This window comes from Stenotrophomonas sp. Ps181 (assembly GCF_025697425.1).
Taxonomy (GTDB): Bacteria; Pseudomonadota; Gammaproteobacteria; order Xanthomonadales; family Xanthomonadaceae; genus Stenotrophomonas; species Stenotrophomonas sepilia.
The window spans coordinates 1-23,752 of sequence record NZ_JAHWBI010000003.1 but is presented as its reverse complement, the minus strand read 5'-3'; the positions used below and the strand labels follow the sequence as shown (position 1 = coordinate 23,752).

At 66.4% G+C, this 23,752-nt stretch carries 14 protein-coding genes; 5 read left to right on the top strand and 9 right to left on the bottom strand.

Features of this window, described 5'->3' with window-relative positions; all coding sequences use genetic code 11:
• Positions 1 to 433 precede the first annotated feature (433 nt).
• The 3 genes from KXV01_RS07070 (at position 434) to mtnC (ending at position 2,424) form a co-directional block, all read left to right on the top strand.
• Complete coding sequence (locus tag KXV01_RS07070) at positions 434 to 1,075, top strand: methylthioribulose 1-phosphate dehydratase (protein ID WP_099487761.1); 642 nt, start codon at positions 434 to 436, stop codon at positions 1,073 to 1,075.
• A gap of 92 nt (positions 1,076 to 1,167) precedes the next feature.
• Entirely contained in the window at positions 1,168 to 1,725 is a 558-nt protein-coding gene (locus KXV01_RS07065) for an acireductone dioxygenase (RefSeq protein WP_053500751.1), read from the top strand.
• Positions 1,726 to 1,728: 3 nt separating this feature from the next.
• Positions 1,729 to 2,424 (top strand): acireductone synthase, encoded by a 696-nt coding sequence (gene mtnC / locus KXV01_RS07060; RefSeq protein ID WP_049415198.1) that lies wholly within the window; start codon positions 1,729 to 1,731, stop codon positions 2,422 to 2,424.
• Positions 2,425 to 2,476: 52 nt separating this feature from the next.
• Here mtnC and KXV01_RS07055 read toward each other — a convergent pair whose 3' ends face one another.
• The 6 genes from KXV01_RS07055 to KXV01_RS07030 form a co-directional block, all read right to left on the bottom strand.
• Positions 2,477 to 5,095, bottom strand: coding sequence for a glycoside hydrolase family 2 protein (locus KXV01_RS07055; protein ID WP_263467634.1), 2,619 nt, complete (start codon positions 5,093 to 5,095; stop codon positions 2,477 to 2,479).
• A 90-nt stretch (positions 5,096 to 5,185) separates the two neighbouring features.
• The gene (locus tag KXV01_RS07050) at positions 5,186 to 6,412 is read right to left on the bottom strand and encodes an AGE family epimerase/isomerase (protein ID WP_263467633.1); all 1,227 of its coding nucleotides are present in this window, start codon (positions 6,410 to 6,412) and stop codon (positions 5,186 to 5,188) included.
• Positions 6,409 to 7,404, bottom strand: a complete 996-nt coding sequence (locus KXV01_RS07045) for a carbohydrate kinase (RefSeq protein WP_049439928.1) — start codon at positions 7,402 to 7,404, stop codon at positions 6,409 to 6,411. The genes KXV01_RS07050 and KXV01_RS07045 overlap by 4 nt, the downstream gene beginning before the upstream one ends.
• A 7-nt stretch (positions 7,405 to 7,411) precedes the next feature.
• Complete coding sequence (gene fucP, locus KXV01_RS07040) at positions 7,412 to 8,725, bottom strand: L-fucose:H+ symporter permease (protein WP_049415184.1); 1,314 nt, start codon at positions 8,723 to 8,725, stop codon at positions 7,412 to 7,414.
• Between the two features lie 60 nt (positions 8,726 to 8,785).
• Complete coding sequence (locus tag KXV01_RS07035) at positions 8,786 to 9,835, bottom strand: LacI family DNA-binding transcriptional regulator (RefSeq protein WP_099495725.1); 1,050 nt, start codon at positions 9,833 to 9,835, stop codon at positions 8,786 to 8,788.
• A 96-nt stretch (positions 9,836 to 9,931) separates the two neighbouring features.
• Entirely contained in the window at positions 9,932 to 12,397 is a 2,466-nt protein-coding gene (locus tag KXV01_RS07030; RefSeq protein ID WP_099495724.1) for a GH92 family glycosyl hydrolase, read from the bottom strand.
• A gap of 1,235 nt (positions 12,398 to 13,632) precedes the next feature.
• On the opposite strand from KXV01_RS07030, the gene KXV01_RS07025 reads away from it, so the two are divergent.
• Positions 13,633 to 16,707: a TonB-dependent receptor gene (locus KXV01_RS07025; protein WP_263467632.1), complete on the top strand. Its 3,075-nt coding sequence runs from the start codon at positions 13,633 to 13,635 to the stop codon at positions 16,705 to 16,707.
• Positions 16,708 to 16,895: 188 nt separating this feature from the next.
• Positions 16,896 to 17,090 (top strand): heavy-metal-associated domain-containing protein, encoded by a 195-nt coding sequence (locus KXV01_RS07020; RefSeq protein WP_049438338.1) that lies wholly within the window; start codon positions 16,896 to 16,898, stop codon positions 17,088 to 17,090.
• 78 nt (positions 17,091 to 17,168) lie between these two features.
• On the opposite strand, the gene cueR is transcribed toward KXV01_RS07020, so the two are convergent.
• The 3 genes from cueR to KXV01_RS07005 all read right to left on the bottom strand — a co-directional run bounded on the left by cueR (position 17,169) and on the right by KXV01_RS07005 (position 23,255).
• A complete protein-coding gene (gene cueR, locus KXV01_RS07015; protein WP_049438337.1) occupies positions 17,169 to 17,624 on the bottom strand; it encodes a Cu(I)-responsive transcriptional regulator in 456 nt (151 codons plus the stop codon).
• Positions 17,625 to 17,635: 11 nt separating this feature from the next.
• Positions 17,636 to 20,137 (bottom strand): heavy metal translocating P-type ATPase, encoded by a 2,502-nt coding sequence (locus tag KXV01_RS07010; protein ID WP_263467631.1) that lies wholly within the window; start codon positions 20,135 to 20,137, stop codon positions 17,636 to 17,638.
• 160 nt (positions 20,138 to 20,297) lie between these two features.
• Positions 20,298 to 23,255 (bottom strand): TonB-dependent receptor, encoded by a 2,958-nt coding sequence (locus KXV01_RS07005; RefSeq protein ID WP_263467630.1) that lies wholly within the window; start codon positions 23,253 to 23,255, stop codon positions 20,298 to 20,300.
• Positions 23,256 to 23,752 lie beyond the last annotated feature (497 nt).

Sequence of the window (23,752 nt, the reverse complement as noted above, 5' to 3'; positions counted from 1 at the left end):
TCCCTGGAGGCTTGGCCGTGGCATCCATGCCGCGGACACCCCCGCGAACCCATGCCTCCCCGCCCCTGACAGTATCCCGGTGCGTCCGGTGGATCCACGCCATGCGTGGATGAAACGTTCTCATGAACGAATGCTCCGGAATGAATGATTCTGTAGAGCGGAGCCATGCTCCGCTCCGAGCAAGCGCAGCGAAGCGACCCGCTTTTCGCTTTTCCTTCTTCACTCCGTGGCCGGCCGTACACCGGAACCTGTCAGAGGCGGGGCGGGTGGGCCGTGCAGGGGCGTTGGCGCCATGGATGGCGCCATCGAGCTTACAGGGACGTACTTGCAGCGTCCCCTGCACGGCCCACCTGCCCCGCCCCGCCCATGAACCGCTCTATACGACCAACCACGAGGGGCTCAGCCGTTGGCCGAATCCAGTAAAATCGCCGACATGAACGCCCCCACCTTCCCGTACGACACCGCGCGCCTGAGCGAACTGGCCCAGCTGCTGATCGACAACGTCCGCGAACTGGCCCACGCCGGCTGGACTCCGGCCACCAGCAGCAACTTCTCCCACCGCCTGGACGACCGCCACGCGGCGATCACCGTCTCGGGCAAGGACAAGGGCCGCCTGATCGAGGACGACATCATGGTGGTGGACTTCGACGGCCAGGCCGTCGGCCGTCCGCTGCGCCCGTCCGCCGAGACCCTGCTGCACACCCAGCTGTACCGCCGCTTCCCGGACGTCGGCTGCGTGCTGCATACGCACTCGCCGGTGCAGACCATCGCCTCGCGCCTGTACGCGCCGCAGGGTCATATCCGCCTGGAAGGCTACGAGCTGCTGAAGGCCTTTGCCGGCAACAGCACCCACGAGATGGCCATCGAGGTGCCGGTGTTCGCCAATACCCAGGACATGAACGTGCTGTCGAAGCAGGTCGATGACCTGCTCGACCGGCAGAACCTGTGGGGCTATCTGATCGATGGCCACGGCCTGTACGCCTGGGGCCGCGACATGGCCGAAGCACGTCGCCATCTGGAAGCCTTCGAATTCCTGTTCCACTGCGAACTGGAGCTGCGCAAGCTGCGCGGCTGAACCGGCGCGCAGGTGCAGATGCCGATCCGGAATCTGCACCTCGCCGCCACCCTGATACCCTGTCCTCCCCCCGAGACGTTCAAGCTGCCGCCATGAGCCGACTGCGCATCTACGACGACACCCGCCCCGAATCACCGCTGCTGGACACCCAGGACGGCGCGGTCATCGCTGCCGAGCTGCGGAAGATCGGCGTCACCTTCGAGCGCTGGCAGGCCACCGCACCGGTCGCACCGGGCGCCAGCCAGGAGGAAGTGTTCGCCGCCTACCGCGCCGACATCGACCGCCTGGTTGCCGAGCGCGGTTTCAAGAGCGTGGACGTGGCCTCGATCGCCCCGGACAACCCGAACCGCGCCGAGCTGCGCAAGAAGTTCCTCGACGAGCACTTCCACAAGGAAGACGAGGTGCGCTTCTTCGTCGCCGGCTCCGGCCTGTTCACCCTGCACGTGGGTGACAAGGTCTATGAGATCGAGTGCGTGAAGGACGACCTGATCGCCGTGCCCGATGGCACCACCCACTGGTTCGACATGGGCGAGGAACCCAGCTTCGTGGCGATCCGTTTCTTCACCGAGCCGGACGGCTGGGTCGGCCATTTCACCGGCACCGACATCGCGCAGAAGTTCCCTCGTTACGTACCCACCCAGGCGTCCTGATCCATGCAAGCCCGCGTCATCCTGACCGACATCGAAGGCACCACCAGCAGCATCTCGTTCGTCAAGAACGTGCTGTTCCCCTATGCGCGCAAGGCGTTGCCCGCGTTTGTCGCCGAGCATGGCCAGCAGCCGGACGTCCGCCGCTGGCTGGATGCGGTGGCTACCGAGATCGGCGGTGCCTGCCAGGACAGCCTGGTGGCCGAGACGCTACAGGGCTGGATCGACCAGGACCGCAAGCACACCGCACTGAAGGCGCTGCAGGGACTGATCTGGGACGAAGGCTACCGCCGTGGCGACTACACCGCGCACTTCTACCCGGAAGTAGCGCCGGTGCTGAAGGGCTGGCACGCTTCCGGCCTGCCGCTGTACGTGTACTCCTCCGGTTCGGTGCCGGCGCAGAAGCTGTTCTTCGGTTTCAGCGATGCCGGTGACCTCAGCCCACTGGTGTCGGGCTGGTTCGATACCGAGATCGGCGGCAAGCGCGAGGCCGACAGCTACCGCCGCATCGTGCAGGCCATCGGCGTACCGGCCGGCGAGATCCTGTTCCTGTCCGATGTGGTGGAAGAACTGGATGCCGCCCGCGAAGCCGGGTTGCAGACCCGCCTGATCGATCGCCTGGATGATTACCCGATGCCGCGTACCGGCCAGGCCGCCAACGGCCACGAACGGGTCGAGAATTTCCAGCAGATCCAGCTGTAAAGCGCCGGGTAGATGCCAACCTTGGTTGGCACCTACCAAAGCGCGATACCCCTCAACGATCGTTGAGGGTCTTCACCTTCAGCGCTTCGCGCAGGGCAACCAGATCCACCGGGCCGCGCACTGCGATATCGCGGGTTTCGCCCGGCAACAGGTCCAGCAGATTGTCTTCGACCTGCACATCCAGCGCGCCGAAGTCGATCCACGCCGCGCGCACGTACGCCGCGCTTTCCAGCCGCAGACGATAGTGGTCCCCTTCGATGGACAACGTGGCCTTGAGTTTCTGCCGCGGCAACACCTGGTCCTTGGCCTCAACGAAACCGACCACCTGCCGCGCACTCACGTTGCCGTCCTGCAGCAACTCGAACACCGCCACCGTACGCGTCGGGTCGGCACCGGCCAGCAGCTCTGCATCGCTGAAATCGCCCATCGAGGTGACACCCGCCGCCGCCAACGTCACCGTTTCCTCGCGACGACGCAGCACCTTGCCCTCCACGTCCATCACCCGCAGACGCCAGCGTACATCCAGTGCGGCACCGTCGTTGATCAGGCGCACCCGCGTGCTGCCCTCGTCGCGCAGCGCTGCCACCGTCACTGGCGCGAAGAAACGCCGCGCGGCGAAGTGCAGCGCCTTCCAGCGGCCGAAATAGTCCACGCTGGACCAGGAGGCGCCGGGCCAGACATCGTTGAGCTGCCAGTACAGCGAGCCCATCGTGTACGGGCGCGAGGCGCGATGGTGCAGTGCCGCCAGAGCGATGCCATCGGCCTGCATGACCTGGCTGAGGTAGACGAAGTCCTCGAAGTCCTTCGGCGTACCGTAGCCCAGCTCGATGTAGTGCAGCAGGCGGCTGTTGCCCTCGCCAGCCATGAACTTCTGGTGCGCACGGATCACTGGACTGTCGATGCGCTGCTCGGCGCGGGTGGCGATCTGGTCCACCGTCGCCACCGACGGCCACGCCTGCAGCCCGTACTCGGACATGAAGCGCGGCGTCTCACGCAGGTAGGCCTGCACCGGCAGCGCCGGATTGCCCCAGACCTGCCAGTAGTGCTTGTCGCCGCGGGTCGAGTCGTTGGCCTTTTCGTCAAGATCGTTGCTCGGTGAACTGGACCAGTACGGCACGCCCAGCCCTTCCTCGCCCACCACCGCGCGCAGATCGTTGCCGAACAGGTCGACATAGCCCTGCCAGACCTCCGCTGCAAACGCCGGGTCGGCCGCCTTCAGGTCGCGACCATGGCCCCAGTCCTTCCAGGCGGTTTCTTCCTCGTTGTTGCCACACCACAGCACGATGCTGGGGTGGTGGCGCAGGCGGCGCACGTTGTCGCGTGCTTCGGCCACCACGCTGGCACGAAACGCCGGATCGTAGCCCGGCTGCATGCCGCCGCCGAACATGAAGTCCTGCCAGACCAGCAGGCCCAGTTCGTCGGCGATGTCGAAGAACGCGTCGTCCTCGTAGTAGCCGCCGCCCCAGTTGCGCAGCATGTTCATGTTGGCGTCGCGCGCGGCCGTCAGCACCTGGCGCAGGCGTGCGGCATCGACGCGCGCGGGGAAGGCATCGAACGGAATCACGTTGGCGCCCTTGGCGAAGATCTCCACGCCGTTGATGACGAAGGCAAAGCCCTGCCCGCCCTTGCGGTCTTCCTCGCGGCGCAGTTCGACCGTGCGCAGCCCGATGCGCTGCTCGCGCGCCAGCTCCGGCGCGCCACCTTGGTCCAGGCGGGCCTGCACCGTGTAGCGGTCCTGCGCGCCGTGGCCGACTGGCCACCAGCGCCGCGGATCGGCCAGTTCAACCGGAACCTCGATGCTGTTCTGGCCGGGCTTCAGCAGCACCGTGCGCTGCACCTGGGCCACGGTGCGGCCCTGCGGATCCTGCACATCCACATTCACCACGGCCGAGCCCGCCGCCGCGCCCTGCTCCACTTGCAGCAGCACGGCCAGCTTCGCCTGCTCCGCGCTCAATGCATCCGTGCGCACCGCAAGATCGGTCAGGCGGTGCGCGTCCCAAGCCTGCAGATCGATTCCGCGCCAGACGCCGGCGGTGACATAGCGCGGACCCCAGTCCCAGCCGAAGTGGTAGGCCGGCTTGCGCGCGAAGTTGCCGACCATCGCGTCCTTCGGCTCATCGCCATACGGCGACGGGTAGTTGCCAGCGATCTTGTGCGGCATTGCCCGCACGCCCGGCAGCAGGGTGCGGATCGGCGAACGGAACACGATCTGCAGTTCATTGTTGCCCGCACGGAGGCGGCCTTCGACCCGGGCACGCCACGTGCGGTGTGCGTTGTCCGCGCGCAGCAGCGGCTTTCCGTTGAGGCTGACTTCGGCGTAGGTATCCAGCCCATCGAAGCGCAGTTCGGCATTGGGCCTGGACAGCGTCGCGGCATCGACGTCGAAGCGCGCGCGGTACTCCCAGGCAGCCAGGCCGATCCACTGCAGTTCGGCCTCGGGCGCACCGACATACGGATCACGGATCAATTCGTGAGCCAGCAGGTCGGTGTGCACGCTGCCCGGCACCGTCGCCGCCCGCCATTGCTGCAGACCTGGGTGGGCGGCGCCCTGCGCGTCGCCGGGCAGCATGCGGAACTCCCACTGTGCCTGCAGCGGCGCGGCAGCGACCGGAAAGGCGGACGCCGCGATCAGCAGCAGGAGCAGGCGGACAACGAGGGGAAAGCGATGCACGGGATGCTCCTGTTATTCCGCCGGGCTTGGCCCGGCGCTACCTGCAAGTCCAGCTCACGGCAGCACCGGGCCATGCCCGGCGCACCAACCTCAACGCACCACGTTCAACACTTCGTAACACGCACCCATGGTGTGGTAATCCACCTTGCCGGCCGGGCTCTTCTCGTCGCTGTACTTGCGATTGTCGGCATCGAGGATGCGGAACCAGGCGCCGTACCGGTGATCGACGAAGTGTTCCCACGAATACGCCCAGATACGCTGGTACCACTGCCAATAGCGGTCATCGCCGGTACGCTTGGCCATCAGTGCGGCGGTCGCCAGCGTCTCCGCCTGCACCCAGAAATACTTGTCGTCGTCGCAGACGAAACTGTCGCCACCGATCGGGGCGCCATCCATGCCCGGCTGCCGGCGCGATTCCGGCGCGAAACCGTAGTACAGGCCACCCCGCGCCTCGTCCCAGCTGCGCGCCACGGCCACGTCGAACAGGTGCTGCGCGGTCGGCACCAGCCAATCGGCCTGCACATGGCGGTCCAGGATCAACATCAGCTTGGCCCATTCGGTCTGGTGGCCCGGCTGGAAGCCCCACGGGCGGAACAGGTGCTTGGGGTCATCCAGGTTGTAATCCCAGTCGATCTCCCAGTTGGAATCGTAGTGCTCCCACACCAGGCCACCGGCCTTGGCGGCCTGGCGGCGGGTCATGTTGTCGGCCAGCTGCAGCGCGCGCTCCACATAGCGCTGTTCGCCGCTGGCCTCGAAGGCGGCCAGCATCGCCTCGCACATGTGCATGTTGGCGTTCTGGCCACGGTAGCCGGTGAAATTCCACTGCCCATCGGCTTCGTCCTTGTAGAGGCCGTGCTGCGGCTCCCAGAAGCGCGCTTCCAGCAGCTGCCAGGTCTCGTCCATCCATGCGCGGGCCTGTTCGAGACCGGCCTTCAGTGCGCAGCTGTAGGCCAACAGCACGAACGCCACGCCGTAGCAGTGGTTCATGTCATCCTCGACCTTGCCATCGCGCAGGGTCCAGGCGTAACCGCCGGTGGCCGGGTTGCGGTGCACCTCGCGCAGGTAGCGCACGCCGTGCTCGACCGCCTCACGGTACTCGGCGTTGCCGAATTCGCGGTAGGCCATCGCGTAGTTGAAGACGAAACGCGTGCTGCTCACCAGATGGCGATGGTTGGCGTCGTAGATGCTGCCGTCGTCCCGGAAGTAGTGGAAGAAGCCACCGTTCGGATCGATGCAGCGCGGATGGTAGAAGGCCATCGTATCGGCGATGTGCCCGCGCAGGAACGCGGGCGAACGGAAGTCGGGGGAGGTGCTCATGCGGTAATGTCCTGGGCCTGCAGCAGCTGCTGCACTTCATCGAACGAGGGCATCGCGGCGAACGCGCCCTTGCGGGTAACAGCCAGCGCGCCGACGGCGGCGCCGAAGCGCAACGTGGCGGTGATCGCCTCCGGGTCCTGGCAGAAGGCGGCAAAACCGGCACCGGCGCCGCCGCGCTCCAGCAGCCCAACCAGCACGCCACCGACGAAAGCATCGCCAGCCGCCGTGGTGTCGACGGTAGCCACGCGGAAGCTGGTGACCGTGCCGTGGTTGTCGCGCGTGTACCAGTGCAGCGTGGCCGCACCGTCGGTGACGATCACCCAGCGCGCGCGAGCAGCGAGCAGGCGCCGCAGTACCGCTGCCTCGCCATCGGCACCCAGCGGCGCGGCCAGGTAGTCCAGCTCCTCGCGCGACAGCTTGACCAGGTCGGCGCGTTCCAGCGCCTGCCACAGGCGCGGTGTCGGGTCTTCGTTCGCCGGCCACAGCGCCGGACGCAGATTGAGGTCGAGGCTGACCACCGCACCAGCCGCACGCGCGCGATCCATGCCGGCGAGGGTCGCCTCGGCGATCGCCGCTTCGGTCAGGCTGTTGGAACAGACATGGAAGCACTGTGCGCTGTCGAAGCACGCAGCCTGGAAGTCGCTGTCACGGAACAGCAGGTCGGCTGCCGGCGGACGATAGAAGCTGAAGCTGCGCTCGCCGCTGGCATCCAGTGCGACGAAGGCCAGTGCGGTCTTGGCCGCATCGGTACGCACGATGTAGTCCGTGCCAACGCCGTGCGAGACCAGGCTGTCGGCCAGGAAGTCGCCGAACATGTCGCGGCCCAGCGTGCCGACGAACTGGGTCTTCGCACCCAGCCGTGCGGCGGCCACCGCGACATTGGCCGGCGCTCCGCCGGCGTACTGCAGGAAAGCGCGCGGTGTATCGGCCGAGGCCGGCGGCTGCGCTAGTAGATCGATCAAAATCTCGCCGAAGCAAACGATGGCACCCATTCCGGACTCAGCCTCCCTGCGTTGCGGAAGCCGGCGTACGTGCGCCGACCAGTCCGTAGAAAATGATGTAGCCGTAGCACAGCAGCGGCAGGATGAAGCTGGCCTGGACACCGATGTGGTCGGCCAGGACGCCCTGCAGGTACGGCACCACGGCACCGCCGACGATGGCCATGATCAGCAGGCTGGAGCCCTTGTTGGTCAGCGGCCCCAGGCGCTCGATGCTCAGCGCGAAGATGGTCGGGAACATGATCGAGTTGAACAGGCCGATCGCCACCACCGAGTACAGCGCGATGCTGCCGGAGCTCAGCATGGTCGTGACCAGCAGCGCCACGTTGACCAGCGCGAAGATCGCCAGCAGGCGGCTGGGCGAGAAGCGCGCCAGCAGCGCGGAGCCCGCGAAGCGGCCGATCATCGCCATCGTCCAGTAGGCCGACACGTAGTGCGTGGCTTCCTGTTCGCTGAAGCCACCGATGTTGGGCATCGACAGGTAGTTGACCAGGAAGCTGCCGATCGACACCTCAGCGCCGACGTAGAAGAAGATGCCCAGCACGCCCAGCAGCAGGTGGCGCTTGCGCAGCGCATCCAGGTAGCTGTGGTGGTGGCCCTGGTCGGCCTGCTCGGTGGCGTCGCTCAGTGCCGGCAGGCGGAACAGGAACACGAACAGCGCCAGCAGCACCAGCGCCACCGCCAGACCCACGTACGGTCCCTGCACGGCCTGCGCCTCGGCGGCACGGTAGGCCAGCTGCTCGGCGGCCGGCAGCGCCGCGATGTCGTCAGCGCTCTTGACCGTGTTGGACAGGATCAGCATGCCGCCGAAGATCGGCGCGATGGCCGTGCCCAGCGAGTTCAGCGCCTGCGCCAGGGTCAGGCGACTGGAACTGGTCTGTTCCGGGCCCAGCAGCGCGACGTACGGGTTGGCGGCGACCTGCAGCACGGTAATGCCCGTGGCCAGTACGAACAACGCACCGAGGAAGGCGCCGTACACGCGCAGCTCGGCCGCCGGCCAGAAGCCCAGCGCGCCAATGCCGGCGATCACCAGGCCAGCCACGATGCCCTTCTTGTAGCCCAGCGCCGCCACCAGGCGGCCCGCCGGCAGCGACATCAGGAAGTAAGTACCGAAGAAGGTGAACTGCACCAGCATCGCCTTGGCGTAGTTCAGTTCGAACACCGCCTTCAGGTGCGGGATCAGGATGTCATTGAGGCAGGTCAGGAAGCCCCACATGAAGAAGATCGTGGTGACGACAGCCAACGCCTTGCCGTTGGTGACGGCGGGTGCGTTGCCCGAAGAACCCGATGGACGGGGCGTTGCGGAGATCGGCATGCGTTACGCGCCTCGATGCGCGGAAGGTCGTTGTTGCGTGGAAGGGGTATGCGGAAGGAATCAGTTCGGTCGTGCGGCACTGCTTTCGCGGATGCGCAACTGCACCGGCGCGACCGTGCGCCGGGGCGGCGCGTCGGGTTCGTCCAGCCGCTGCAGCAGCAGCGCGGCAGCCTGGCGGCCACGCTCGCGCGGGTCGGCGGTGAGCGTGGTCAACGGCGGCACCGCGACCGACGCCTCGGAAATATCATCGAAGCCGGTCACGGCGAAGTCGCCGCCCGGGCGGATGCCGCGCGAGTTCAAGCCCAGCATCAGGCCCAGCGCGACGGTGTCGTTGTAGCAGACCGCCGCACTCGGGCGATGGCCATCGGCAAACAGCTCATCGGTGCGCGCAGCGGCTTCCAGCCGGTTCGGCGCCGATTCGACCATCCAGCCCGGCGGCAGCGACAGACCGGCCTCGGCCAGCGCCTGCTGGAAACCCGCGCGGCGCTGGTGGCAGGAACTGGATGCGGCGTGGCCGCCGAAGAAGGCGATCTGGCGGTGGCCGCGCTCGATCAGGTGGCGCGTGGCCAGATAGGCGCCGTGCTGGTTGTCCAGGGTCAGGAAGTCCCAGTCGGCCCCGGCCAGTTCGCGGTTGAACAGCAGCACGTTGGCATTGGCACCCAGTGCCTGCCGCAGCTGTGCGGTATCGCTGCCCTCGGCCGGCGACAGGATCAGGCCGGCCGGGGTGTGCTCCATCAGCGTGGACAGCACCGCCTGCTGCCGCTCCGGCGATTCACCCGTACTGCCGAGCAGGGTCACGTAGCCACGCCCGCCCAACGCCTCGTCCACGCCCGATGCGAACTCGGCGAAGAACGGGTTGGAGAGATCGTTGATCACCAGCGCGATGCTCGACGAGGTGCGCCGGCGCAGGTTGGCCGCCGCACGGTTGTAGACATAGCGCTGGCGGCGCAGCTCGGCCTCGACCTTGGCCCGGGTATCGACGTTGACCAGCGGGCTGCCACGCAGCACCAGCGACACGGTTGCCCGTGACACGCCGATCGCACGCGCGATGTCGGTCACCGTCACCGCCTTGCCGGCGCGCTTGCTGGGACTGCTGCCGTTGTCGTTCATCGTCTTCCCGGACTCCGCTGGAGGCTCAAGCCTAATGGATCAGGGCCGTGTCGTGCCGTGCCGTTCGCTGGGTCACCGCGAACGGCACAGTCCGGCTCAGCGCAGCTGGCTGCCCGGTGCCGCGCACCAGGACACCGGCAGGTCCTTCACCGCGGTGCCCCAGCCCTGCTCCGGCGCCTTCGCGTCGAGTGCGAACTGCAGGCGCGGGCCCTGCTGCAGGCGGTCCCAGTCCAGCCACACCGGTGCATGCGCCTGGCCGTCGACCCGCACACCCTGCACGTATTGCAGGCGGCGGCCATCGGCACCCGGCGCGTCGATGCGCAGGGTGCGGCCATTGCCCATGTCCACTTCGACCTTGCTGAAGCGCGGCGTGTGCAGCAGGAACTGGCCGCTGCCCGGCACCGCCGGGTACACGCCGATGGCGCTGAACAGGTACCAGGCCGACATCGTGCCGAGGTCATCGTTGCCGGTCACGCCATTGGGGGCATTGGTGAACAGCTGCTGCGCGGCACGCACCACGGCGGCAGTCTTCCACGGCTGGCCGATCAGCGTGTACAGCCACGGCGAGTGCAGGTCCGGCTCGTTGTTCGGGTTGTAGCGGAACTGGTTGTAGTAGCTGTACGGCCCGACCACCCACGCCTTGCGGGCGGCATTGAGCGGATCGGCCTGCAGCGCGTCCATCGCGAAGAACGCATCCAGGCGGCGACCGGCCTGTTCGCGGCCATCCATCGCTTCGACCAGGCCCGGCACGTCCTGCTGCGCCAGCCACTGGTACTGCCACGCCGTGCCCTCGTGGAAACCGTGGTGCGAACGCGGGCTGTAATGGCCGTCGGACGGGGTGTACCACTGGCCATCCTCGGTGCGCGGGCGCGGGAAGCCGGTGAAGCCGGTCTCGGCATCGCGCACCTGCGGGTCCCACACCTTGCGCCAGTTGCGGCCACGCTCACGCAGTGTCGCCGCATCCTGCGCATGGCCCAGGCCATCGGCCATCTGCGAGAGCGCGCAGTCGGCCAGCGCATATTCCAGCGTGGCCGAACCACCATGGTGCGGATCGACATCCATGCCCTTGGACGGGAACGCGCGGTCGTAGGCCACATAGCCCTTGGTCAGGTAGGTCGGGTTGCCGGAGCGTCCGGCCATGCGCGAGTTCAGTGGCGGCGTGCCGAAGGCATTGCGGCGCAGTGCATCCCAGGCCTGCGATTCACGGCCCTGGAGCGCGCCGAAGCGCCACAGGTCGACCATGAACGGCGTGACCGGATCGCCGGTCATGATGTTGGTCTCGAAGTTGGCATAACCCCAGCGCGGCAGCCAACCGACCTGTTCGTCGATCGCCAGCAGGGTACGGCCGATGTCGCGCGCCACGTCCGGGCGGGTCAGCGCCAGCCACTGGTTCTGGGCGCGGTAGGTATCCCACAGCGAGAAGTACTCGTAATAGGTCCAGCCATCGGCGCGGTGGATACTGTCGTCATAACCACGGTAGCGGCCGTCGGCGTCGTTGCCGGTCATCGGCTGCAGCAGCGCGTGGTAGACCGCGCTGTAGAACACCGCGCGGTCGTCGGCAGTGCCGCCCTGCACACGCACCCGGCCCAGCTGCTCGCGCCAGGACTGCTGGGACAGCGCACGCATGCGGTCGAAGCCGAGCAGCACCCCATTCTGCATGCCTTCTGCGCGCAGGTTGGTGCGCGCGCCTTCGGCGTCCACATGCGAGATGGCGCTGACCGCCGTCACCGACTGGCCCTTGGTCAGGTCGAAACTGAGCCAGGCGCCGTTCGGCTTCTGCTCGCCTTCCATGCTGTGGCGCGCGCCCGGCAGGCCACCGCCCTCACCCCAGGTGCCATGCGCCTTGAACGGACGGTCGAACTCGATGCGGAACCAGGTGGTGTACTGGTGGCCGCCACAAAAGCTCTTGGTGACCAGTTTGCCTTCCACCACACGGTCGCCGACCACATCGACCACGCTGCCGATCACCGAATGGCGCTCGTTGGCCTGGCCGACATTGACGAGGACGTGGCCATCGCCGCTGCGCTGGCTGAAGGTGTAGCGCTCGGCCGCGGCACGGGTGCGCGCGGTGGCTTCCGCATCGATGCCGCCGTAGCTGGTCAGGCGTACCTTGTAGTAGCCGGCCTGTCCGATCTCGCCGTCATGGGTGTAGGTCGACGCGTAGGCCTTGTGGTCGAACTGCTTGGCATTGCCGGTATCGAGATCACCGCCCGGACCGATCGAGCCGGTCACCGGCAGCACCGACACCTGGCCGCCCTGTTCCCAGCAACCCGCGCCGGAGATGAAGGAGTGGCCGAACCCGCGGATCTTCTCATCGTCATAGCGCCAGCCCGAGTAGTGGCTGCCGATCGGGCTGACCTGGATCAGGCCGAACGGTGCCGACGCACCCGGGAACGTATTGCCGTCGTCCTTGCTGCCGATGAAGGTGTTGACCTCGCGCTCCAGCGCTGCCGGGGCAGCCTGCAACAGCATCGGCGTGGCCGACAGCGCAAGCAGGCAGGCCAGGCGCACCAGCGGGCGCGAGGATGATGGGACGGCGGGAGCGGACGGCACTGGACGCATGTCGGGTTCCTGTAGTCGATGGCGCGGAGGCAGACGGCCGGGGCCGTCCGGCAGCGTTCCACTGAGTCCCGCCGTGACTGGCAGAGAGCTCCCCCTGGAATGACGCCCGACCCGTGCGACCGTGAATTTAGATCGATTCAAGTAGAGCATGCGGGTTCAGCCGAATGCATTCTGCGGCGCAGCATGAGGGGGTTCGGCAGGGCTGCGCCCTGCACCCGGGTAGTGCCGGCCGCTGGCCGGCAACCTCAGAAGCAACAGCCGAAGCAACAGCAAAAGCCGGCGATCCGTGGGATGGCGGGGTAGGTCCGGTTGCGGGGGACGCCGTAAATCCCGCTCCGCGGTCCGGCCCAGCCGCTGGCGGCTATGCGTTCGGGCGCTTGCGAAGCAGTGCTTCGCAAGCAAAGCGCCCTCACCCATGTAGGCTCGGTCGCCGCTTGCTCGTGTGCGCAGTCCTGCGCACACGGCAAGACCGGGGTTGGGCGTCCTGCCCAACCCGCCCGAGGCATGCCTCGGGCCCATGCGGCTCACGCCCCCGCAACCGGACCCACCCCGCCTTCGACAGATCTCCGCGATCTGCGGTAGATCCACGCCAGGCGTGGATGAATCTCTGTCAGATAACGAAATCGATTGGGGTCAGATCCGTTTTCCAAAGGAAAACGGATCTGACCCCAGGACCCCATGTCGTTCCAGGATCAGTCCGACCGTCACCGGGAAACTGTCGAAGGCGGGGCGGTGTCGGATTGCGGGGTGTCCGCGGCATGGATGCCGCGGCCAAGCCCCCATGGACGGGTTTACGGCGTCCCCGCAATCCGACACCGCCCCGCCCAACCCACAGGAAACCAGAGCCGTTTTTGGCTTTGGTTTTCGCTGTTGCCGGCCAGCGGCCGGCACTACCCCACAGATGCAGGGCGCAGCCCTGCCGCCCACCCTCCCCTGCGCACGAAAACGATTTCACTGATTTCAGCAAACCGTCATCCCTTCGCCACGCCAGTACCATATTGCGGAGCAGCATGCGCCCACGGGCGACCCGTGCTAAAAATCGCCCGCCCATCGCTTAGATCGATCCAAGAACGACACTGCGATGGCCGGGAGTTGGGGGAGCAGCAACAGGACGTACCAGGCCACACGCGCGGCGCTACTGCCATTGCACGGCGACAGCCGCAAAGTCACTTCAAATTAGATCGATTCAAGTTGTCCGTGCCACGTCACCGGATCAATCCAGGAGAGAGGGAGAGATGGGAATGAAGCATTCAACACGTACGCACGGCCAGGACGCATTGTCGCTGGCCATCGCGCTGGCCCTGGCCGCCGCCGTCGTTCCGGCTGGCGCCGCCGCGCAACAGGCCACGTCCACCGGCGGGCAGGATGCCACCACCCTGGACAGCGTCCAGGTCACCGGCTACCGCTACGCCATTGAGAAGAGCCTCGAGCAGAAGCGCGACGCCAACGCCGTGGTCGAGGTGATCACCGCCGAAGACATTGGCAAGTTCCCCGACAAGAACGTGGCCGACGCACTGCAGCGCGTGCCCGGCGTGGTCATCACCCGCAGCGGTGGCGAAGGCAAGAGTGTCAGCGTGCGCGGCCTCGCGCCGGACCTGACCCTGACCCAGTTGAACGGCAACTTCGTCGCCTCCTCGGAAACCAACAACGAAGCGACCCGCTCCTTCAACTACACCCTGCTGCCGTCGAACATGCTGTCGAGCGCCGAGCTGTTCAAGTCGCCGGAAGCGCGCATCGACGAAGGCGGCATCGGCGGCACGGTCATCCTGCATACCCGGCGTCCGCTGGACATGGAATCCAACTCCGGCTACGTGAACCTGGAGGGCACCACCTCCGACACCAGCCACGATGTCGATCCGCAGGTGTCGGCGCTGTACTCCTGGCACAGCAAGGACGAACGCTTCGGCGTGCTGGTCGGCGTCACCCAGCAGAACCGCACCACCCGCACCATGGAAGCCAGCACCGAGGACTACCAGTGGTACGGCAACGGCACCACCGCCCGCGATGCCAACGGCAATCTGCTGGAACAGGACGGCATCCACTACTGGTGGGGCCAGTCCGGCTTCAACAACCAGGCCGGCAAGAACTACAGCGAATTCTTCATGCCGACCTCGGTGAACTTCGCAGTGAAGGAAGAAAAGCGCGAGCGCAAGGGCGGCCAGCTGACCTTCCAGTTCAAGCCGGTCGACAACGTCACGATGACGGCCAACTACTTCCGCTTTGAACTGCAGGGTGACTACACCCAGAACATGCTGAAGGTGCCGGAGTGGAACCTGGCCCGCTACAACCAGGACGGCAACTGGGCCGGCGGCCGCCTGCTCAACGGCCTGGACTTCGACCCGAGTGGCAGCATCGTCACCGGCGCGCAGTACCAGAAGCTGGCCGGAAAGACCTACTACTGCAGCGAAGAAGAAGCGGCGGCCGCCGGCCTCAAGCCCGGCGGCTGGGGCCCGGACGACTGCACCATCCCCACTCCGCAGCTCACCGGTGGATACAGCAAGGAAAAGGCGCTGTCGCAGACCGCCGACCTGACCATCGACTGGGACATCAGCCCGCTCTGGAAAGCCTCGTTCACCGGCGGCCGCACCTGGTCCGAAGGCGGTCCGTCGATGAATTTCCGCATGTCGGCCAAGCCGCGCCGCAAGGTCGGCAACCAGTGGCAGTCCGGCAACCAGTACACCGCCTGGGACCTGACCGGCACGCCGTCGGTGCAGTTCTCGCCCGACCTGCAGCAGCAGTTGATGGCGGGCGTGGCCGAAGTCGATACCGGCTCGACCGATTCGTCGTGGATGCAGACCGAGGTCAAGCAGAACTACTTCCAGGCCGACGTCACCAAGCTGTTCGAGGCCGGCTGGCTGGATTCGATCCAGTTCGGCGCCAAGTACCGCGATGGCAAGGTCCACCGCAACACCGGCAACACCTATTGGGTGTGCCCGGGCCTGGATCCGTCCGACTATGACAACAATCGCTACCAGGCCGGTTGCGATCCGACCGCAGGCGATGCGCAGCCGGGCTTCTTCCTGTCCAACCCGATCAGCAACATCACCGGCGCGTTCAACGCCAACGTTTTCCCGGGCATCAACTACCCGGCCTACATCGACTACCTGAACAAGACCTACGGTGGCTCGCACAACCGCACCGAAGAAGACTTCGTATACGACGTCAACGAGAAGATCCATTCCGGCTACTTCCAGGCCAACTTCCGCACTGAGCGGGTACGCGGCAACATCGGCGTGCGCGTGGTGCGGACCAAGCAGTTCGCCCAGTCCAGCGATTCGGTCGAGCGCTTCAACGACTACTTCGTCGACAACGCCAGCGGCGCACCGATGAGCTGCGATGATCCGGCCGCCGACCCGAACCTGCGCTGCCAGGGTGGCTTCGTCCGCCTGCCCGACCCGCAGGTGCGCGACAAGGTGTATGCCCTGTCGTCGCTGGAAAAGACCTATACCGACGTGCTGCCCAGCTTCAACATTGCCTGGGACATCACCGACAACCTGGTGCTGCGTGGCGCGGCATCGAAGGTGGTCGCGCGCCCGAGCTACACCAGCATCGCCTATCCCGGTGGCCTGCGCTACATCAGCGAAGAGTACGCCAACGACCGCCGCGTCACCGGCGGCACCGACACGCCCGGCTGGTACGGCTCGGGCAGCAACAAGGCGCTGGAACCGTTCAAGGCGGTCCAGTTCGACCTGGGTCTGGAGTGGTACTTCAAGCCGGGCGCGGTCGCAGGTGTTTCGCTGTTCCGCAAGAACGTGGACAACTTCACCGTGCCGGTGGTGCGCGACCAGCAGATGAACGTCGGCGGGCAGTCGGTCACCGTGCAGAAGTACGAGACCCAGGCCAACGGCCGCGATGGCGTGTCGCAGGGCGTGGAACTGTATGGCCAGTACACGTTCGACTTCGGACTGGGCGTGCAGGCCAACTACACCTACAACGACACCAACCTGGCCTCGATCGTGCTGGATGGCGAGGAAATCGGCTCCTCGCCGCTGGTCGGCAGTGCCAAGAACCAGGCCAACGTTACGGTGTTCTACGAGAACGACAAGTTCCTGGCGCGCGCCTCGTACAACCGTCGTGGTGAAGTGGTCGGCGGCCTGAACAATGGCATGACCACCTACACCAAGCCTTACAGCCAGCTTGACCTGAACGTGGCCTACAACCTCACCCCGGACTGGACGGTGACCGCCGCCGTACTGAACGCCACCAAGTCCGAGCTGCGCAGCTACATCGGCAACGACAGCCAGGCTCGCCTGCTGTCAAACCTGTACGCCGGCCGCCAGCTGTACTTCGGCGTGAACTGGAAGTTCTGAGGCGGCGCCGGGCCTGCCCGGCGCAGTCTTGCCCGCCCCGGCGGAAATGGTCCTCCACGGCAGCCGCGCTGGTACAGGCGGCTGCCGTTTTCATTGGTGCCTGCGCCGCCGTTCAGCCATCTGCTTGACCCTGCCATCGTTGGAAGGTGCACACTGGTTCCACCTCACGAGCACCTAAGGAGCTACAGATGGAATTCCACGTTGACGGCATGACCTGTGGCGGCTGCGCGCGCAGCGTGACGCGCGCGATCCAGCAGATCGATCCGAACGCCAGTGTGGTGGCCGATCCGCCGACCGGCCTGGTCAAGGTGCAGACCACCGCATCACAGGAGCAGGTGTTCGCCGCGCTGAACGATGCGGGTTTCCCGCCGCGCACTGCCTGATCCCCTCTCTTCTGCCACAGCGAAGCCCGCCCCGTGCACTGTCACCGGGCGGTTTTTTTTTGCACGCGACATGGAAACTCAGCGCTTGCGCGCGCGCCGCCGCACCGCGCCGGTCTTCGCTACATCGACCGGCAGCGGGGCCTCATCGTCTTCACCCAACCGCTCCAGGATCGGGCACTCCGGCCGCTCGTCGCCCGCACAGCAACGGATCAGCGATTTCAACGTGTCGACCATCTGCCGCATGCTCTCGATGCGTTGTTCCAGGTCGGCGATGTGCTGCTCGGCCAGGTGCTTGACGTCGGCACTGTGCCGCGCGGTGTCGTTCCACAGGCCCAGCAGTTCACTGATTTCGGCCACCTGGAAGCCGAGATCGCGCGCGCGGCGGATGAAACGCAGGCGATGGATGTCTGCCTGCGAGTACGCCCGGTAGCCCGACTCGGTGCGATCGGCCGCAGGAATCAGGCCAATCTGTTCGTAGTAGCGGATCATTTTCGCCGACACACGGGAGGCCTTGGCGGCTTCACCGATGTTCATGCGGTTCTCCTTCAATGGGTCGCGGCGTGGGCATCCGCCATCGGCGGCTGGAAGCGGCGCAGGCGCAGCGCGTTGCCCAGCACGAACACGCTGGACAGCGCCATCGCACCGGCAGCGAACACCGGCGACAGCAGCACGCCCCAGACCGGGTACAGCACGCCAGCCGCCACCGGAATCAACGCCGTGTTGTAGGCGAACGCCCAGAACAGGTTCTGCCGGATGTTGCCCAGTGTTGCCTTGGATAGTGCAATGGCATTGGGCACGCCCTGCAGGCTACCCGACATCAGCACCACGTCGGCCGACTCCACCGCGATATCGGTGCCGGTACCAATGGCCAGGCCGACATCAGCCTCAGCCAACGCAGGGGCATCGTTGATGCCGTCGCCGACGAAGGCGACGTGGCCATGCGTGGCCTTCAGCCGGCGCACGGCCTCGACCTTGCCCTCCGGCAGCACCTCGGCCACCACTTCATCGATGCCGAGCTGGCGCGCGATCGCCTGCGCGGTCCCGGCGTTGTCGCCGGTGATCATCGCCACCTTCAGGCCCAACCGATGCAGTGCCGCGATCGCTGCCGGGGTGCTCGGCTTGACCGGATCGGATACCGCGATGATCGCGGCCAGGCGTCCATCGATGGCCACGTACATCGGTGACTTGCCCTGCGTGCCAAGTTCCGCCGCCAATGCTGCGAATGCAGTGATGTCCACACCCAGGTCGCGCATGAAGCGATCGGCACCGACCTCCACGCGTGCACCCTCGACACTGGCCCGCACGCCCATGCCGGTGACCGATTCGAAGTCGACCATGCCCGGCAACACGATGCCCTGCCCGGTCGCGGCATCAACAATCGCGCGGGCAATGGGATGCTCCGAGCGCGACTCCACTGCGGCCACTGCCGCGAGCACTGCGCTGCGATCGAAACCGTCCGTGATCTCGAAGTCGGTCAGGCGCGGGCGGCCTTCGGTCAGCGTGCCGGTCTTGTCCACCGCCACCACCTGTGCATCCTTCAACAGCTGCAGCGCTTCACCCTTGCGGAACAGCACGCCCATTTCGGCGCCACGACCGGTTCCGACCATGATCGAGGTCGGCGTGGCCAGGCCCATCGCGCACGGGCAGGCAATGATCAGCACCGCCACCGCATTGACCAGCGCGAAGCTCAGTGCCGGCGAGGGCCCGACAATCAACCAGACCGCGAAGGTCGCCACTGCGGCCAGCATCACCGCGGGCACAAACCACAACGTGACCTTGTCGACCACCGCCTGGATCGGCAGCTTCGAGCCCTGCGCCTGTTCGACCATGCGAATGATCTGCGCCAGCAGGGTCTGCGCGCCCACGGCCGTGGCTCGCACCGTCAGTGCGCCCTTCTGGTTGACCGTGCCACCCACCACGCTGCTGCCCGGCAGCTTCTCGACCGGAATCGGCTCGCCGCTGATCATCGATTCATCGATGTAGCTGCGGCCTTCAACCACCTCGCCATCCACCGGCACGCGCTCGCCCGGGCGCACTTCCACCACGTCGCCGCTCTGCACTTCATTGACCGGGATGTCGACCGCGCGACCGTCACGGATCACGTGGGCCACCTTGGCCTGAAGGTTGACCAGGCGCTTGATCGCTTCGGAGGTGCGGCCCTTGGCCCGGGCCTCCAGGAAGCGGCCGAGCAGGATCAGTGCGACGATCACCGCCGCCGCTTCGTAGTAGACGTTCACCGTACCGGCCGGCAGCAGCCTCGGCAGGAACGTCGCCACCACCGAATAGCCGAACGCCGCAGCGGTGCCCACCGCCACCAGTGAATTCATGTCCGGCGCACGGCGCAGCAATGCGGGGACGCCCTTCTGGTAGAAGCGGCGCCCGGGGATGGCCAGCACCAGGAGCGTCAGTGCGAACTGCAGGTACCAGCTGGCCTGCATGCCGATCGTGGACATCACCCATGCGTGCATGCCGGGGATCAGGTGCGAGCCCATTTCCAGTACGAACACCGGCAGTGCCAGCGCGGTGGCCACGATCAGGTCGCGCTTCAGTTCGGCGCGCTCGACATCCTTCTTTTCCGCAGCCTGATCATCGGACTGCACACCCGCCTCGATCACACGTGCGTCATAGCCGGCCTTGTCGATCGCTGCGACCAGCGCAGCCACGTCCGCCATGCCACGCACCGTGGCCCGCTCGGTGGCCAGGTTGACGCTGGCCTGGCTGACGCCCGGCACGGCCAGCAGCGCGCGTTCGACACGGCCCACGCAGGAAGCGCAGGTCATCCCCTCGACCGCCAGTTCGGTGGTAGCCGCAGGCACGTCATAGCCCACCCGCTCCACCGCCCGGATAAGCGCCGCGCGATCCACCGGGCCCGACGGGCGAATGTCCGCCCGCTCGGTGGCCAGATTCACCGAGACACTGCCCACGCCCTCGACCCTGGACAGTGCTGCCTCGACCCGGCCCACGCAGCTGGCGCAGGTCATGCCCTCGATGGGCAGGCTGATGGTGGAGGGGCTGGCAGGGGCGGCAGCGGCGCGCGGCGTGCTCATGATCGGATTCCCGGGTTTCCTTCTGGATGCGGACAGGCTAAACCTTGCCACCGTGGGAAGGTCAAATCCAGCCTGTCCGCATGCCTGAAGGGGGCGCCGCCCCGGTGGTCCGCTTCCGCATCCACGCATGGCGTGGATCCAGCGGCGGAGGTCGGTCTCCTCAGAAGGTGAACACATACTCCAACGCGAACTCGCGGCCGACCGCGCTCAGCAACCGGGTCGGGGCGAAGTCATAATCCAGCTTGTACGGGTCCTTGTGGTTCCAGCTGGCCGAGTTGAACACGTTGTTGACGTAGACATTGACCTTGGCGTGCTCGGTCACCTGGTAGCCCACGTTGACGTTCCAGGTGATGAACGGCCCAACCCGGCCGAAGTAGCGCGAGGTCTGCTGGCCCGCGTTGGGGTTCGGATTCACCGAACCATCCGGCAGCCGCGCCGGTTCCAGGCAGTTCAGCGCGGGACTGTCACTGGGCACGTAGCCATCGGCGAACGGCAGGCAGCCGCCGGGATTGTCCAGGCGATCGGCGCCCCAGTGATAGCGCACGCCCGGCACCGAGCCCACGCGGTCGGCATAGACGTTGGCGTTCCAGTTGCCGCGCTGCCAAGCCAGGCTCGCGCGCAGCTTGCTGCGCAGGTCACGATCGCGGCGTTCCGGATTCGGGTCGTTGGCGTAGCGCTGCTCCTTGGTCGAGATCTGGTTGGTGTAGTTCAGGCCCAGCTGGAAGCTGCCCCACTGCGCGGTTTCCAGGCGATAGCGAGCAGTCAGGTCGATGCCGCGCACTTCCCGGCTGGCCAGGTTGAACGGGCCGCGCTCGATCGATACCAGGCGGCCGTTGCTGTCACGGTTCACGCGGGCCAGGATGCCGGCGCAATAATCGCCACCGGCCGGATTGGCCCACGGCGTGCCATCGATGTTCTTGCCGGTCAGGCAGCCGGCCTCGCTGGCCAGCACCTCGTCGGCGCCGACGTCGACGATCATGTCCTCCAGCTTGATCGCCCAGTAGTCGGCGCTGACCGACAGATTGGGCATCACGTCCCAGACGAAGCCGACCGTCCACGAATCGCCGGTCTCCGAGCGCAGCAGCGGCGTGCCACGACGGTTCACGTCGAAGGTGTACCAGACATCGGTGTTGCCCACGCCACAGTTGTTGACCAGGTAGGCACCGCTCTGGATGCAGCGCAGGCGGTCATAGGTCTGCACTTCGGAACTGCTCGGCTGGCCCAGCAGGTAGTGCATGTCCGGCGCGTGGAAGCTGGTGGCATACGAGCCACGCACCAGCAGCGATTCGACCGGGCGCCATTCCAGGCCGACGTTCCAGGTGGTCTCCTTCTGGCTGCCGATATCCAGCGCTTCACTGCTGCCATCGGCCTTGTAGTTGCCATAGCGGTCGTAGCGGGCGGCGGCGGTGGCCGTCACGCTCTCCAGCAGCGGGATCTTGAACTCGACGCCGGCCGAGTAACGGGTGCGCTCGCCGCCACCGCGATCGACGTTCTGCAGATCGAAGTCGATGCCGGCGCGCGGGTCCGGGCTGAGGTGATAGCCCTGCTGCGCGACTTCGGCCACGGCGGCGAACGAGATCGGGCCGGCCCAGCCCTGGAACAGCTCGCCGGTGATGTCCGCCGAGGCCTGGTTGACCCACGATGACGCGCGGTTCCTGGCCACTGTGCCCATCTGCCAGTACTGGTCAGGCGTCAGCGGGTTCCACCAGCGCGATTCGTTCAACGCGTAGATCGCCTCGCCATCGGCGGTGGTGCCCAGGCGCGGGCCGAGGAAGTAGTCATACGACTTCTGCTCGTCCACCACGTTCTGCCGTTCTTCCACGCGATAGTAGGAACGGCCCACCGTGGCGCTCCAGTCGAATCGATCGGCAAGGCGGCCACGCAGGCCCGCGCTCCAGTCCCAGGACAGCTCACGGTTGGTGTTGCGCAGGGTGTCCAGGCCACCGACTTCGTTCGGAGTGAACTGGCGCACGCCCAGGATCGGGCGGTTGCGATTGGCATCCCAGTAATAGCCGTTGTCGTCGTCGATCAGCGAGACGCTGGGCGGGTTGGTGCCCCAGATTGCTTCGGAGCGGTACACCGCCAGGTTGGTCCAGGCCTGCAGGTCGCTGCTGAAATCGAAGGTGGCATACAGGTTGCCGGACACGTTCTCGGCGCCACCGGTCAGCAGCCAGTTGGCGTAGTCGGCGCTCATGCCGCACAGGCGGCCGGTGTTGGTGATGCGGTTGGCGGCGTAGTTGTATACCAGTCGATCGGCCGTGTAGTACTCACCGTCGAACTTCTCGCAGGTACCGGTGGGCGGCGCCAGGCGCTGGCCCGTCGTCGGATCGATCAGCGCCAGCCCGGCCGTGGGACGGAAGCCGACCTTGCGCTGCTCCATGTTCCAGGACGCATACGGTGCATCATCGGCATCGTCCATCTGCGGGCGATCGCGGCCGAACAACGGATCGCGCTTGGTGTACTGCAACGCATAGGTCACGCTCCAGTTGTCCCCTGTCCTGCCGCCGGCCCAGGACAGGTCCCAGGTATCGCGTCCCCCTTCGGTGGAGGTGCCCCCGCGCACGCGCACTTCATCACCGTCGTAGTTGGTTTTGAGGATGACGTTGACCACGCCGGCGATCGCATCCGAGCCGTAGATGGCCGAGGCGCCACCGGTCAGCACTTCGATCCGCTCCACCGCCGCGGCCGGAATGTTGCCGTAGTTGGAGAAGTTGGTTTCACCGCCGTATGGCAGCGGGTAATCGGCCACGCGGCGGCCGTTGACCAGCAGCAGCGAGCGGTTCGGCCCCATCCCGCGCAGGTTCAGCCCGCTGGCATTGGGCGTATGCGAACCCCACTGCGAGGCGGCTTCGACGGTACCGGTCGCTTCGGTGAGCGTCTTCAGCGCGTCATACACGCTGACGAAGCCCTCTTTCTGGATCTGCTGCGCGGTGATCACGTTGACCGGGGCCGGGCCTTCGACCGCGGCGCGCTTGATGCGCGAACCGGTAACGGTGACCGCGTCGAGGTCCTTGGTAGACGAGCTTGAGGCTTGCTGCGCATTGGCAGCCAGGGGAAGCAGGGCCAGGATCAGGGCCTGGGACAGCAGGTGGCGACGCTTGTGGACGATCTGAGCCATGGGTGGTTGCTCTTCGAAGATGTGGACGCACGGGCGGACGGTGGCGCGGCACTACGACGGATCCAGGCGCCTGGATCGGTTCACGACCGATCTGGGCACCTCCCCTGTGGATCGATCCAAACTAAAGCACAGCTGAACCACGCCCGGCATGCGGCGGCGCAACAACAGCCGGCGGTATGCCGCTAACGACCGTCGGCATCCAAAACAATCAAAGAGTTGCGACACATCGCTGAGAGAACGGCGCACGAAGTAGTGACACGATCACGACAACCGCGCGCGGAACTGTTTTGTCCGCGTCGTCGCGTGCGGCGGCAGCGGCTCTTGTAGAGCCGAGATGCTATGTTCGCGGTCAAGCCTGCTCGAAGCAGACTTGACCCACTTTCAGCATGGCCGGGTCAAAGTCCCGGCCGCTCTTGAAGACGCCCCAAGCGATCCTGGCCAGCTTTCTGGCGAGAATGTTGAAGCTGGCAGTACTGCTGTGGCCGCGTTCGCGGATG